General features: G+C 34.3%; 9 protein-coding genes. 6 read left to right on the top strand and 3 right to left on the bottom strand.

What is annotated here, in order from left to right:
* The first annotated feature begins 64 nt into the window (after positions 1 to 64).
* Together FUA24_RS21190 and FUA24_RS21195 are read left to right on the top strand one after the other, a co-directional pair.
* Complete coding sequence (locus FUA24_RS21190) at positions 65 to 6,631, top strand: alpha-2-macroglobulin family protein (protein WP_246147132.1); 6,567 nt, start codon at positions 65 to 67, stop codon at positions 6,629 to 6,631.
* A gap of 99 nt (positions 6,632 to 6,730) precedes the next feature.
* Positions 6,731 to 7,102, top strand: a complete 372-nt coding sequence (locus FUA24_RS21195) for a DoxX family membrane protein (RefSeq protein ID WP_148545081.1) — start codon at positions 6,731 to 6,733, stop codon at positions 7,100 to 7,102.
* Positions 7,103 to 7,182: 80 nt separating this feature from the next.
* Here the strand turns inward: FUA24_RS21195 and FUA24_RS21200 are convergent, their stop codons facing one another.
* A complete protein-coding gene (locus FUA24_RS21200; RefSeq protein ID WP_148545082.1) occupies positions 7,183 to 7,704 on the bottom strand; it encodes a DUF4136 domain-containing protein in 522 nt (173 codons plus the stop codon).
* Positions 7,705 to 7,765: 61 nt separating this feature from the next.
* Between FUA24_RS21200 and FUA24_RS21205 the strand changes: the two genes are divergently transcribed.
* Positions 7,766 to 8,866 carry an alpha/beta hydrolase family protein gene (locus FUA24_RS21205; protein WP_187388356.1) on the top strand — a complete coding sequence of 367 codons (1,101 nt, stop codon included), beginning with the start codon at positions 7,766 to 7,768 and terminating at the stop codon, positions 8,864 to 8,866.
* An 80-nt stretch (positions 8,867 to 8,946) separates the two neighbouring features.
* On the opposite strand, the gene obgE is transcribed toward FUA24_RS21205, so the two are convergent.
* Together obgE and FUA24_RS21215 are read right to left on the bottom strand one after the other, a co-directional pair.
* A complete protein-coding gene (gene obgE, locus FUA24_RS21210) occupies positions 8,947 to 9,945 on the bottom strand; it encodes a GTPase ObgE (RefSeq protein ID WP_148545084.1) in 999 nt (332 codons plus the stop codon).
* A gap of 89 nt (positions 9,946 to 10,034) precedes the next feature.
* Positions 10,035 to 11,144 (bottom strand): adenylate kinase, encoded by a 1,110-nt coding sequence (locus tag FUA24_RS21215; protein WP_148545085.1) that lies wholly within the window; start codon positions 11,142 to 11,144, stop codon positions 10,035 to 10,037.
* Positions 11,145 to 11,280: 136 nt separating this feature from the next.
* On the opposite strand from FUA24_RS21215, the gene FUA24_RS21220 reads away from it, so the two are divergent.
* The 3 genes from FUA24_RS21220 (at position 11,281) to FUA24_RS21230 (ending at position 15,195) form a co-directional block, all read left to right on the top strand.
* The gene (locus FUA24_RS21220) at positions 11,281 to 12,435 is read left to right on the top strand and encodes a 5-(carboxyamino)imidazole ribonucleotide synthase (RefSeq protein ID WP_148545086.1); all 1,155 of its coding nucleotides are present in this window, start codon (positions 11,281 to 11,283) and stop codon (positions 12,433 to 12,435) included.
* A gap of 83 nt (positions 12,436 to 12,518) precedes the next feature.
* The gene (gene purE, locus FUA24_RS21225; RefSeq protein ID WP_148545087.1) at positions 12,519 to 13,004 is read left to right on the top strand and encodes a 5-(carboxyamino)imidazole ribonucleotide mutase; all 486 of its coding nucleotides are present in this window, start codon (positions 12,519 to 12,521) and stop codon (positions 13,002 to 13,004) included.
* Positions 13,005 to 13,155: 151 nt separating this feature from the next.
* Positions 13,156 to 15,195, top strand: coding sequence for a M3 family metallopeptidase (locus FUA24_RS21230; RefSeq protein WP_148545088.1), 2,040 nt, complete (start codon positions 13,156 to 13,158; stop codon positions 15,193 to 15,195).
* Positions 15,196 to 15,296: the final 101 nt, after the last annotated feature.

Below are 15,296 nucleotides of genomic sequence, written 5' to 3' on the forward strand. Positions count from 1 at the left end.
TTCACTCATTGGCTATTTTTTGGTATGGCTTTTGGAAATACTTTAGATGTAAATTTAAAAACTAATGAAAAACGTTGCACTTTTTTTAATGATAATATTATTCTCCAGTATACAAGCACAAAACAAGAGCTACGAAGACCTCTGGAAACAAGTTGAACATTTTGAGATTGAAGGGTTACCTAAATCTGCCCTTAAAATTGTTAATACCATAGCGGCTAAAGCAGAAAAAGACAAAAGTGTGGCTCAACTTGTTAAAACCCTTATTTTTAAGAGCAAATTCGCATTAGTTTTAGAGGAGGATGCTCAATTAAGTATAATTAACGACTTTAAAACCGAAATAGAAAAAAGCGCGTTCCCCACAAAAAACATTTTAGAAAACATGTTAGCCAATTTATATTGGCAATACTTTAATCAAAACAGATATAAATTTTACAGACGTACCAAAACTTCTAAAAAAGTAGATACCGTAGATTTTAGAACATGGGATTTACAAACCTTATTTAATGAAATTCATTTGCATTACCAGAATTCCCTTAAAAATGGTTTAATGCTGCAACTAGAGTCTTTAGATAATTATAATGCTATTTTAAACACGAATAAAGATTCTAAAGCATACAGACCTACCCTATTCGATTTTTTAAGTCATAATGCCCTAGAATTCTATAAAACCAACGAAACACATATAACAAAACCAGAATATAAATTTGAAATTGACAACCTAAATTATTTAAGCGATGCTAGTACTTTTGCTTTGTTAAAAATTACATCTAAAGACAGTACTTCATTACAACTTCAGGCTTTAAAAATATATCAAGACTTAATCCAATTTCATTTAAAAGATGATAATCCAAAGGCCCTTGCTTTTGTAAATATTGAACGCTTAAAATTTGTTGAAAAACATGCTACGTTTCAAAACAAACAAGATATTTTGCTACGAGCCCTAAAAACAGAAAGTGAAAAACATAAAGGTGATGAAGTTTCGGGCTTGTACAATTTTGAAATAGCCTCCATTTATTATACTCAAAGCAAAAGCTACACCCCTAAAACTAATGAAACAACACGTTGGAAAGCTAAAGAAGCACTTTATCTATGTAACGAGGTACTCCTGTCTTTGCAAGAACTAGGTGCCGAAAAATGTAAAGTCTTAAAGCATCAAATAGAACACCCCACATTACACTTAACCGCCGAACGTTATATTCCTACACAGCAAAACTCTAGATTGTTAGTGCGTTATAAGAACCTAGATTTTCTACAATTTAATGCATTTAGACTTAATGAAAATCAGTTTAAGGTATACAGAAAAACTTATAATCAAGATGATAAATGGGAGTTCTTAAATAAGTTAAAAGCCAGTGCAACTTGGGAAGCAACGCTTAAAAATGAGTATGATTTTCAAACACACACTACCGAGGTATTAGTGCCTAAATTAGATAATGGTAGATATGTAATTCTAGCTACTACCAAAGAAAACACCAATGAATTTTATGGTATAGCGGATTTGCAGGTTACCAACTTAGCTGTGGTAGAAAATGAAGACGACACCCACAAAATATTTCAAGTTGTAAATAGAAACAATGGTTCTCCTATTGAGAATGCCAATTTGCAATTGTCTTTTTACTCCAGAAGAAACACCATAAAATCTAAAAACTACACTACTGATAATTTAGGTTTTGTAAAAATTAAGAAAACAAAGGACTATTATAGAAATATGTCTATTAAAGTTTCATCTGGCAATGACACTGCTTTTTTTGGGGATTATTGGGTAAACAGATTCTATGACAACACCAACAAAGAGGCAGATTATAAAGCATTCCTATTTACTGACCGCAGTATCTATAGACCTGGGCAAACGGTTTATTTTAAAGCGATAGCCATGACTACTGAAAATGGTAAAACGGAAGTCTCTCCAGATGAACTTCTTTGGGTTTCATTATACAACACAAATGGAGAAGAAGTTAAAGAACTAGAATTTACTACCAACGAATACGGCTCGGTAAGTGGCGAATTCATTCTACCAAATACGGGATTAAATGGTCAATATTACCTGGAACTTGACTATGATGAAGAGTATACAAGACATTATTTCTTTGTAGAAGAATACAAACGCCCAAAGTTTGAAACCAAATTTGCACCAATAAAAGACACTTATAAAATCAATGATTCCGTTACGATAAAGGGGAATGCCATCGCATTTTCTGGTAGCAATGTTACAGACGCTAAAGTTGTTTATAGGGTTCATAGAAAAGTACAATACCCACGTTGGTATTATTGGTACCGACCAAATTTTAACAGTGAACCACAGGAAATAACACACGGTGAAGGCATTACAAACGATAAAGGCGAGTTTGAAATTACATTTAAAGCTATTCCAGACAAAAGTGTTGATAAAAAGAGCCAGCCAATTTTTAAATATGAAGTTACAGCCGACGTTACTGATCTTAACGGAGAAACCAGAAGTGCCACTACTATTGTAAATGTTGGATATCATGCTTTAGTAGCCAATATAAATATTACCCCTCAACTTGATAAAACTAAAAAGGATTATACCATAACGATAGACACCAAAAACTTAAACGGTGAATTTGCTCCAGCCAAGGGCACGGTTAAAATATATAAACTAAAAGCGCCAAATTCCGTTTTAAGACAAAGGCCTTGGGCGGCTCCCGATTATCAGGAATTTACTGAGGAACAATTTAAACACCTATTCCCACATGACGCTTATACTGATGAACATGATTCTAAAAACTGGAAAAAAGGTGAGTTAGTTTTCAATGAACCTTTTAATACCAAAGACTCCAAATCGCTTAAATTAGGAAAGCTAAAAAAATGGAAATCTGGACAATATATCGCTATTTTAGAAAGTAAAGATAAGTTTGGGCAAGAGGTAAAAGACGAAGCAAAAATTACATTGTTTAATGAAAAAGATGAAACTTTAGCAGATAAACAACTCTTCAATATTTCATCTAACAAGTCTACCTATGCTTCTGGTGAAACGGCGCAAATAACGCTAGCTACTGCCGCAAATAACATCGCTGTAACAGTTGTAATTGAAAAGGATCGAAAAATTACAGACACAAGGCTTATTCAGTTAAGTGCTAACAAGAAAACATTTAGTATTCCTGTAACCAGTAAAGATTTAGGTGGTTTTGCTGTTCATTATAGTTTTGCCGCTTTTAATGGTTCTAAATCTGGCACCTTAGCAATTCAAGTCCCTTACCCTAAAACCGATTTACAAATAGAAACCCATACCTTTAGAGACCGTTTACAACCAGGAACAGATGAAACTTGGAGTTTCAATATTAAAGGCCCTAAAGGTGATAAAGTAAGTGCTGAATTATTGGCAAGTATGTATGATGCCTCGTTAGATCAGTTTACCCCACATTCATGGAATTTCAACCCAATTAATAACCCTATTTATTATCCATCTTACAGAAGTAACATGCATCAAAGTTTTGGCAATAGAACCTTTAGAGTATACAATACTAACAGACCTAATTTAAATTATCCGAAACAGCATTTTGATTCTTGGAATTGGTTTGGGTTTAGCTTTTCTGGCCATCGATGGATTTATAACAGATATATTAAATCTTTAAGAAATAAACATCATGATGTAACTTTAGTATCAAAATATGATGAATCCATTAAAAAAGGATTTGTTAAGGGCACTGTACTAGATGATACTGGTGAAACCTTACCAGGAGCCAATGTTATAGTAAAAGGCACTTCTATAGGTACAACAACAGATTTTGATGGCAAATTTACAATTGAAGCTAGACCTAAAGACGAATTAGTGGTCTCTTTTCTTGGCTACAATTCAGAAACCGTACTAATTAAGAAAAATAATCTTCTTACCATTTCTTTAACTCCTAATAACGCAAGTTTAGACGAAGTTGTAGTTGTTGGCTATGGTACTCAAAAGAAAAAGGCGTTAACTGGAGCGGTTTCTAGAGTCTCGTCAGAGGAAATTTTGGCTGCTCCTGCTGAAGATTTAGACAAAGCCTTAGAAGGAAAAATTGCTGGGGTTTCTATTAAAAATGAGTCCAAGATAAAAATTAGAGGCAATGCATCAATTTCAGAAAAACCACCATTATATGTTATTGATGGTAAACTCGTTGAAGGTAACCCAAATATAGATCCGAAGGATATACTTTCTGTAGACGTTCTTAAAGACGCCGCTTCAACCGCAATTTATGGTACAAGAGGAGCAAATGGTGTTATTATCATAACCACTAAAAAAGGCTTACAAGAACTTACAAATGTACAAGCCCGTAAAAACTTAAAAGAAACCGCTTTTTTCTTTCCGCATTTAAAAACAGACGATGAAGGCAATGTGCGTTTTAGTTTCACAACTCCTGAAGCATTAACCCAATGGAAGTTGCAATTGTTAGCCCACACTAAAAACTTAGAAAGCGCTACAAAAACATTAACTACCGTAACTCAAAAAGAGTTAATGGTAACACCAAATGCACCTCGTTTTTTACGTGAAGGTGATAAGATTACGATTAGCTCTAAAATTTCTAACCTCACGGAAAAAGAACTATCAGGACAAGCCATATTACTTTTAACAGATGCTGTTTCAGGAAAAGATATAACACATAAGTTGCTTAGTTCTCCCCTTTCGGGAGAGTTAGAGGGGGTTTCTTTTATGGTCTCTCCAAAAGGTAACACCCAAGTATCTTGGAATTTATCTATTCCAGAAGATATTCAAGCAGTACAATACAAGGTTATTGCAAAAGCTGAAGACTTTAGTGATGGTGAACAAAACGCCTTACCTGTACTTTCTAATCGAATGCTGGTGACCGAAACTTTACCAATGTGGATTAGAAGTAACGAGACCAAAACCTTTACTTTAGATAAATTAAAGCAGGCGTCTTCAAGTTCTTTAAAACATCATAAGTTAACTCTTGAAATGACCTCAAACCCTGCATGGTACTCAGTTCAGGCATTACCATATTTAATGGAGTATCCATATGATTGTAATGAGCAAACCTTCAGTAGGTATTATGCTAACGCCTTAGCAAGTCATATTGTTAACTCTAATCCTAGAATTAAGACTGTATTTAACCAGTGGGCTTCTCAGGACGCCCTTATATCTAATCTTGAAAAAAACGAAGAATTAAAGTCAATTTTAATTCAAGAAACACCTTGGTTAAGAGATGCTCAAAGTGAAACCGAACAGAAAAAGCGTATTGCTTTGTTATTCGATTTAAACAAAATGAATAACGAGTTGCAATCGGCTTTAAGTAAATTAAAAACTAACCAAATGTCATCTGGCGCATGGCCATGGTTTAAGGGAGGTTACGAAAACCGTTGGATAACACAACATATCATTACTGGTTTCGGCCGTTTAAAACATTTATCTGTCATTCAGAGCGATAGCGAAGAATCTAGTATGATTAAAAAAGCAATCCAATATTTAGATGCTGCATTCATTAAGGAATACAAAGACTTAAAAAAATATAATAAAGATGTAGATTTAAGTAAAGACCATTTGAGTTATACGCAATTGCACTACTTGTATATGCGTAGCTTCTTTCCTCAGATAAAAACATCTAAGGAAGTAGAAGAGATTCGTGACTACTACCACTCACAAATCAAAACATATTGGTTAAAACGTTCGTTATATGCCAAAGGGCTTATGGTTCTAATTTCTCATAGAAACGGGGAAACTAAAACGGCACATAAAATTTTAAAATCTTTAAAAGAAAATAGTATCACCAGCGAAGAATTAGGAATGTATTGGAAAGCCAATTCTAATTCTTGGTTCTGGTACCAGGCACCAATTGAAACACAAGCCTTATTAATTGAAGCCTTTTCGGAAGCCGGTAATGTTTTTCAGAGCGAAGCGAAAAATCTAGAAACCATTGATAATCTAAAAATCTGGTTACTAAAAAACAAGCAGACCAACAGATGGAAAACTACAAAATCTACCACAGAAGCTGTATACGCATTATTACTTCAAGGTAGCGATTGGTTAAGCGTAACCGATATGGTTGATATTACTTTAGGCAATAAAACTATAACACCTTCAAAACTTGAAAATGTAAAAGTTGAAGCGGGAACGGGTTACTTTAAAACGTCTTGGAATACTTCCGAAATAAAACCAGACATGGGAGACGTTACACTTACCAAGAAGAGTGATGGTATAGCTTGGGGTGGTTTATATTGGCAGTATTTTGAAGATTTGGATAAAATTACTTCAGCAGAAACACCTCTAAAACTTAAGAAGAAATTATTCTTAAAAAAGAATACCGACACAGGTGAAGAAATCACAGAAATAACTAAAGAAACCGAACTCAAAATTGGTGATTTAGTTAGAGTTAGAATAGAGCTTAGAAGTGACAGAGCAATGGAATTTGTGCATATGAAAGACATGCGAGCCTCTGGTTTAGAACCCGTGAATGTTCTTTCAAAATACAAATGGCAAGATGGATTAGGCTATTATGAAAGTACAAAAGATGCAAGTACTAATTTCTTTTTCGATTATTTACCCAAAGGTGTTTATGTTTTTGAGTACGACTTAAGAGTTAATAATGCAGGAAATATGAGTAACGGTATTACCACTATTCAAAGCATGTACGCTCCAGAATTTAGCAGCCATAGTGAAGGTGTCAGGCTTAGCGTAAACTAATGAATTTTGTTAGTTGCTTTAAGGTGATACGACCTAAGAAAGCAAGTGATTTATTTTTAAATCACTATATTTCAATATACTAACTATAAATTTATTATTATGAATTCAAAAGTTTTTATGGTCGTAAGAATACTTCTTGGGCTTTTTGTACTGGTATTTGGTCTTAACAAATTCTTTCATTTCATTCCTTTTGGAGAAATGTCTGCAGAGGCAGGTGCATATTTTGCTGCTTTATCTTCTGCTAAAGTGATTACCCTAGTGGCTGTTGTTGAAATTGTAGCTGGTCTAGCCCTTATTCTCAATAAGTATGGCGCTTTATTGACCCTTATTTTGATGAGTGTTTCTGTGAATGCCCTTTTATTTCACCTCATGTTGGCACCAGAAGGTTCTGGAGGTGCAATTGCCTTAATTGTTTTAAATATTGCAGCTCTCATTGGCTATAAAGACAAGTATAAAGATTTACTTAGTTAAAATAAAAAAGAGGCTTTAAAAGCCTCTTTTTTATTTTATTAACGTTGTTTTGATGAATTGCGATTAAGCTAAACGTTTAACTAAGATTTAGGAGAAAGTTTTTCAAAGACCTTTTCTACAATAGCATTTAAGCGTTCTTCTCGTTTCTCAGGTTTATCATTTTGTTTAAAACTAGATTCACTCACCGCTTGCCAAAATAAACCTTTACCTTTTTCGTCTACAAAGTCAATTGTAATTTGTCTGCTCATAGGCGTGCCTCCAACAGGAATACCTATTGAAACACCTCCACCAGCATTTCTTCCGCCACCACCTAGACCTACACCAACAGTTTGTCTGGGCGCTCCTTGAAACTCCACACTTTTAATATCAATAAGAAAATCTGGATTTTCGGAGACCGTAAACCCCAAGCTCGTCATTTTAGTATCGATAGCATCAAGCAAACGCTTGGTATCTAACTGGCTTAAACCCGTTTTCATATCGCCATAGTACTGATAGGTTTTATATTTAGAAAAGTCAACGGTCTTATCGAAATCGTAGTTCACTTTTATTGGAGCGCAGCCTACAAATAAAATGGCAATAAATAATAGTCTTAGTAATTTCATCTTCCTTTTTTAAGTAAATTTAATCAAAAATTATTCCATTAAACCATAGATGTATTGTCCCATGAAACGTTTACCTATTTATTCAACCATACTACTCCTTCTATTCTGCCTTTCCGCATTCGCCCAATCCAAAAGACCCCAGAACCCTGAACCTCCTTTTAATTATAGCTCTCAGGAAGTTTCATTTGTTAACTCAAAAACAGATAGTATTGTTCTATCGGGTACTTTAACCTTACCCAACAATATTAAAAAACCACCAGTTGCAATTTTAATAAGCGGTTCCGGACCTCAAAATAGAGATGAGGAACTAAAAGGACATAAACCCTTCTTAGTGCTTGCTGATTTCTTAACCAAAAATGGCATTGCTGTTTTGCGTTATGACGACAGGGGCTTTGGTAAATCTACTGGCTCATTTAAAGGTAGTACAACTTATGATTTTGCAACAGATACAGAAAGTGCTATAACTTTTCTTAAATCTAGAACCGATATTGATACCAATAAAATTGGTTTAATTGGACACAGCGAAGGCGGACTTATTGCCCCCATCGTTGCTTCGACAAATAAAGACGTGGCCTTTATTGTTTTATTAGCAGGACCAGGTGTTGATGGTGCCAAGGTGTTAACATCTCAATCTAAACACATGGGCAAACTAATGGGCATGGCTGAAGAATTTTTAAACGAAAATGAAAAACTGGCTAGTAGCATCTACAAAATAATTCAAACAGACACGGACAAGGAAGTCATTAGGACTAAAATCACAAATGCTTTAAATGGTTACAAGGAGAAAAATCCAGATTCGCCAGTTGTTAACTTCATTAATCCAATTATGATTGAACAACAGCTTAAAATTTTAGATTCTAAATGGTTGTTAGAACTTATAAGGATAGACCCCAAAGTCTTTTTAGAAAAAACCACCTGTCCTGTACTTGCGATAAACGGAAGTAAAGATTGCCAAGTTTTACCAGCATTAAATCTAGAAGGTATTAAAACTGCCCTAGAAAAAGGAAAAAACAAAGACATTACTATTAAAGAACTAGAAGGATTAAATCATCTTTTTCAAACCGCCGATACAGGAAATATTACGGAATACGAAACCATTGAAGAAACCTTCTCCCCTATAGCTCTTAACCTAATTAAAGATTGGATTTTAGAGCGCTTTTAGAGATTAGAACTTAAACGTGTTTTTTTACACACTTCTATCTCAAATACTGAAACACATTCAGCGCGACATAAGAATGAGGTTTAGTCATTTAAAATATTCCAAAGTGTATCCTTAAGTTCGGTTATGCCTTGCTGTGCTACAGATGAAATGAATAGATAAGGAATTGGAAGTTCGTTATCTAATTCGGTTTTTAACTCAGCCTTTAACTCCTCATCAAGCATATCGCACTTAGAAATGGCTATAATCCTTTCTTTATCAAGCATTTCGGGATTATAGCGCCTTAATTCATCAAGTAGAATGTCGTATTGCTTCTTGATATCATCGGCATCGGCAGGAATTAAAAAAAGTAATACCGAGTTTCTTTCAATATGACGAAGAAAATAATGCCCCAAACCTTTTCCTTCCGCAGCTCCCTCAATAATTCCCGGAATATCCGCCATAACAAAGGTTTGATAATCTCTGTGTTTTACTATTCCTAAATTTGGTTTAAGCGTAGTAAACTCATAATCGGCAATTTTAGGTTTTGCTGAAGTTATTACAGAGAGTAATGTAGATTTACCTGCGTTAGGAAAGCCCACCAAGCCAACATCTGCCAAAACTTTAAGCTCTATGGTAACATATTTTTCCTGAATAGGCATTCCAGGTTGAGCGTAACGAGGTGTTTGATTTGTAGATGATTTAAAATGCCAATTACCTAAACCACCTTTACCGCCTTCTACCACAATCTGTTCTTGACCATGTTCGGTAATTTCAAAAAGAACCTCATTAGTTTCTGTATCTCTTACCACAGTTCCTAAAGGCACATCTATATAAACATCTTCACCATCGGCTCCAGTACTTCTACTTTTACTACCATGTTCGCCATGGCCAGCTCTAATATGCTTTTTAAATTTAAGGTGAAGTAAAGTCCACATATTTTCTTTACCTCTAACAATAACATGTCCACCACGACCACCGTCTCCTCCATCTGGACCTCCTTTTTCTATATATTTTTCTCTATGTAAATGCGCAGAACCTTGTCCGCCTTTACCAGAGGCAACATACATTTTTACATAATCTACAAAATTCCCTTCTGTCATTGTATAAAACTATCATTCCCGCCAAGGCGGGAATCTTTTAATTTAGCAGTTAAATAATCGGCTTCTCGCATTCGCAAGAATGATAAAACCTATAGTGCGTCTATAACTGCACTTAAACGTTTTGTTATTTCTTCAATACTACCAACGCCATCAACACCGAAGTATTTATTCTGCGCAGAGTAAAAATCTTTTAATATGGCTGTTTTACTGTAATATTCTTTGATTCTATTTCTAATAATAGATTCATCGGCATCATCTGCTCTACCACTAGTTTTTCCTCTTTCTAATAAACGTTTTACCAAAACTTCATCATCCACCTCTAAGGCAATCATTGCATTAATAGCAGAATCTTTGGTATCCATTAACTCATCTAAAGATTTAGCTTGAGCATCAGTTCTAGGAAAACCATCAAAGATAAATCCGTTAGCATCAGCATTCTTTTCAACCTCTGCATTTAACATGTCAATAGTAACTTGATCTGGCACTAACTCACCTTTATCAATGTACGATTTAGCAAGCATTCCTAAAGCAGTTTCATTTTTAATATTATATCTAAAAACATCCCCTGTAGAAATGTGTACAAGATTATATTTTTCTTTTAAAAACTCTGCCTGTGTTCCTTTACCTGCTCCCGGAGGGCCAAATAGCACTAAATTTGTCATGTGTTGTGTTTCTTTTATTTGATAAACTTCTGGTAAATCCCTTCCTAAATTATCATAATCTAAGCCATAACCTACTATGAATTTATTTGGAATTTCAATACCTATGTAATGTAATTTAAAATCTTTCTTGTAAGCTTCTGGTTTGTAGAAAAGTGTTGCTATTTTTAAACTCTTAACCTTTTCATTTTTAAAAATACGGTGTACTTCTGCTAGTGTATTTCCCGTATCAATAATATCTTCTAAAATTACAACAGTTCTTCCTGTAAGATCTTGTGTTAACCCAATTAAGCGTTGAATATCTTCTGTAGATTTAACGCCTTCATATGAGGCCAATTTTATGAAAGTAACTTCACAGGGTTTCGGATACTTCTTTACAAAATCACTTGTTAGCATAAAGGATCCGTTTAGAATACCAATAAAAACCGGGATTTCATCTCCCATATCATTGGCAATATCTTCTACCATTTTAGAAATGGCATCATCTATTTTAGCCGCAGAAATAAACGGCTTAAAATATTTGTCGTGTAATTTTATCACCCTAAACTTGTTTTAAAGATGCAAAGATAAATAAATGATTTACGTTTTACGTTTTTTTGAATTATGATTTAGAAGCAAATTTCATTTTTAAGTGTATTTTTGCGGTACATTTAACAGCTTCATAAACACAATTTTAATGAACTATTTTTCTTCAGATTTTAAACTGGGTATTTTAGGTGGTGGTCAATTAGGTAAAATGCTTTTGTACAACACCAGAAAGTTTGATATAAACACAAGTATTTTAGACGGAAGTAATGAAGCGCCCAGCAAGATAGCCTGTAATGCATTTACACTTGGTGATTTAATGGATTATGATGCCGTTTATAACTTTGGAAAACAAGTTAATGTTTTAACTATTGAAATTGAAAACGTTAATGTTAATGCTTTAGAAGACTTAGAAAAAGAAGGCGTTAAAGTGTATCCAGCTTCCAAAACTTTAAGGACAATTCAAAATAAAGCTACTCAAAAGTTATTTTATGTAGATAATGCTATTCCGACAGCGCCATTTTCTAGATTTGCGTATACTTCTGAAGTTAAAGAAGCTATTAATAATGGTGGTGTTACATTACCTTTTGTTTGGAAAAGTGCTCAATTTGGATATGACGGTCAAGGTGTTAAAATAGTAAGAACTATTGCGGATTTAGACGGGTTACCAAACGTAGAATGTATTGCAGAAACTTTAGTACCTTTTAAAAACGAATTATCGGTAATTGTGGCTAGAAGCGCTTCTGGCGAAGTTAAGAGTTATCCTGTTGTAGAAATGGAGTTTCATCCAGAAGCAAATCAAGTAGAATACGTTATTTGTCCTGCCAGAATTGATGCCGAGGTTGCAAAAAAAGCAGAAGCTGTAGCTTTAAAAGTATCAAAATCGTTTAACCATGTTGGTTTATTGGCTGTTGAAATGTTTCAGACTGAAGCCGATGATATTTTAGTGAATGAAGTAGCTCCTAGACCGCATAACTCCGGACATCAAACTATTGAGGCAAGTTTTACATGTCAGTTTGAACAGCATATTCGTGCTATATTAGATTTACCCTTAGGAAGAACAGATAGTAAAGTTGGTGGTGTTATGGTAAACTTAGTAGGTGCTGAAGGCTATACTGGTAATGTCATTTATGAAAATATTGATGCCATTATGAAAATGGAAGGTGTTACACCGCATATTTATGGCAAGAAACAAACCAGACCTTTTAGAAAAATGGGACATGTTACTATTGTAAATGAGGATTTAAATGAAGCCAGACGCGTGGCCGAAGAGGTTAAAAAAGCAATAAAAGTTATAAGTGCATAAAAGCACATTAAGCAAACATCAAATTCCACACAGCAAACTAAGTAAATTTGGAATTTGAAAATATTGGAATTTAAAATATAATTATGAGTAAAGTAGGCGTAATTATGGGAAGTAAAAGTGATCTTCCTGTTATGCAAGATGCTATAGACATCTTAAAAGAACTTAAAATAGAGGTTGAAGTAGATATTGTTTCGGCACATAGAACCCCAGAAAAACTTTTTGATTACAGTAAAAATGCGCATACCAAAGGATTTTCTGTTATTGTTGCTGGTGCTGGTGGCGCTGCACATTTACCAGGTATGGTAGCATCATTATCACCATTACCAGTTATTGGTGTACCTGTTAAAAGTAGTAATTCTATTGATGGTTGGGATTCAGTGTTGTCTATTTTACAAATGCCTGGAGGTGTACCTGTAGCAACTGTAGCTCTAAATGGAGCAAAAAATGCAGGGATATTAGCTGCTCAAATTATAGGTTCTAATGACAAAGCTGTTTTAGACAGAATAATTGCTTACAAAGAAGGACTAAAAGCTAAAGTACACGAATCTGCTAAAGATTTGCAACAATAAAAAAACCTCGAGGTTATAAAATCTCGAGGCTTTTTAGCTATTAACATATAATTCTTATGAGTTAGTCACTCTTAAAATCTGTCAGTACAAATATATTGAAAATTTACTATGCACGCATAGTAAATTTAAATTTTAACATATTTCTTACAAAATGTTCGATAAAATTCTACTAAACTCCTACGAAACACCATACCAAACGGCTCCTTTTTCAAAAATTAAGGATGAATTTTACTTACCATCATTTAAAGAAGCTATACAAAATGCTAAAAATGAGATTGATGCGATAACAAACAATCCTGAAACGCCCAGTTTTGAAAATACTATTGAGGCTTTAGACTTTTCTGGAGAACAACTGGATAGAATTTCAAGTATCTTCTTTAATCTAAATTCTGCTGAAACTAATGATACTATTCAAAAAATAGCACAAGAAGTTTCTCCACTACTTTCTGAGTTTAGTAACGACGTTACTTTAAATGAGGACTTGTTTAAGCGTGTAAAAGCTGTTTATGATAAAAAGGACACCTTGAATTTAACCATTGAACAGCAAACGCTACTTGATAAGAAATACAAAGGCTTTTCTAGAAATGGGGCGAATTTACCAGAAGACAAAAAAGAAGAATTAAGAGAAATTGATAAAAAGTTAAGTCAATTAAAACTAAAGTTTGGCGAAAATGTATTAGCTGAAACTAATGCGTTTGAAATGCTTATTACAGATAAGGCTGACTTATCTGGCTTACCGGATGGTGCAAAAGAAGCTGCAAAGCAATTGGCAGAATCTAAACAAAAAGAAGGCTGGTTATTTACTTTAGATTATCCGAGCTACATTCCTTTTGTAACCTATGCTGATAATAGAGAATTGCGTAAAAAAATGTCTCTAGCAGCAGGAAGTAAAGGGTTTAAAAATGACGATTTAGACAATCAACAAATTGTTTTAGATATTGTAAACCTTAGGCACCAACGTGCCAACCTTTTAGGCTATAAGACACATGCCCACTTTATTTTAGAAGAACGTATGGCAGAAACGCCAGAGAACGTTAATAACTTTTTAAATGAGCTTTTAGATAAAGCTAAACCTGCAGCAACTAAAGAATTTGAAAATCTACAAAACTTTGCCAAGGAGCTAGATGGTATAACCTCTTTAGAAAAATGGGATGGGGCTTATTATTCTGAAAAACTAAAACAAAAATTATTTAGTTTAGATGATGAGCTTCTAAAACCATATTTCAAATTAGAAAACGTAATTGATGGTGCTTTTACTGTTGCCACTAAATTATTTGATCTTCAATTTGAGGAAATTGATACTATAGATAAGTATCATGAAGATGTTTTAACTTATAAAGTCACTAATACTAATGGCGATTTCATAGCCGTGTTTTATGCCGATTTTTTCCCAAGGGCAGGTAAACGAAATGGCGCATGGATGACTTCGTATAAGCCACAGTACATTAAGAATGATGAAAACTCCAGACCTCATGTTTCTATAGTCTGTAATTTTACGAAACCAACAAAGAGCAAACCGTCACTATTAACTTTTAATGAAGTGACTACCTTATTCCATGAATTTGGACATGCACTACATGGGATACTAGCAAATACTACCTACCCTAGCTTATCGGGAACGAGTGTGTTTTGGGATTTTGTAGAACTACCAAGTCAGGTTATGGAAAACTGGTGCTACGAAAAAGAAGCTTTAGAACTATTTGCAACCCATTATGAAACTGGTGAGGTTATCCCAATGGATCTAGTAGAAAAAATTAAAGAGTCCGCAACCTTTCATGAAGGTATGCAAACCTTGCGTCAGTTAAGCTTTGGCTTATTAGATATGAGTTGGCACGGTGGTGATTCCCCAGAATCAATAACATCTGTAAAAGCCCATGAAGCTAAAGCATTTAGTAAAACTAAATTATATCCAGATGTTGAAGACAATTGCATGAGTACGGCATTTGCGCACATCTTTCAAGGAGGTTATTCATCAGGATATTATAGTTATAAATGGGCGGAGGTTTTAGATGCCGATGCTTTTGAATACTTTAAGGAAGAAGGCATATTTAACAAAGGGGTTGCAACCAAGTTTAAAGACCACGTATTAAGTCAAGGAGGTACTGAAAGCCCAATGACACTTTACAAACGCTTTAGAGGTCAGGAGCCAAAACCCGAAGCCCTTCTAAAACGTGCTGGCTTATTAAAATAACCTCGCATATTTAAAATTTATAATCTCTTAAAGAGGAATCTTGTAATGCCACTGTGTATTATGAGATTTCTCTCTATGTTCATAACGAGAACCAGAACATA

The sequence above is a fragment of the Seonamhaeicola marinus genome (assembly GCF_008085455.1).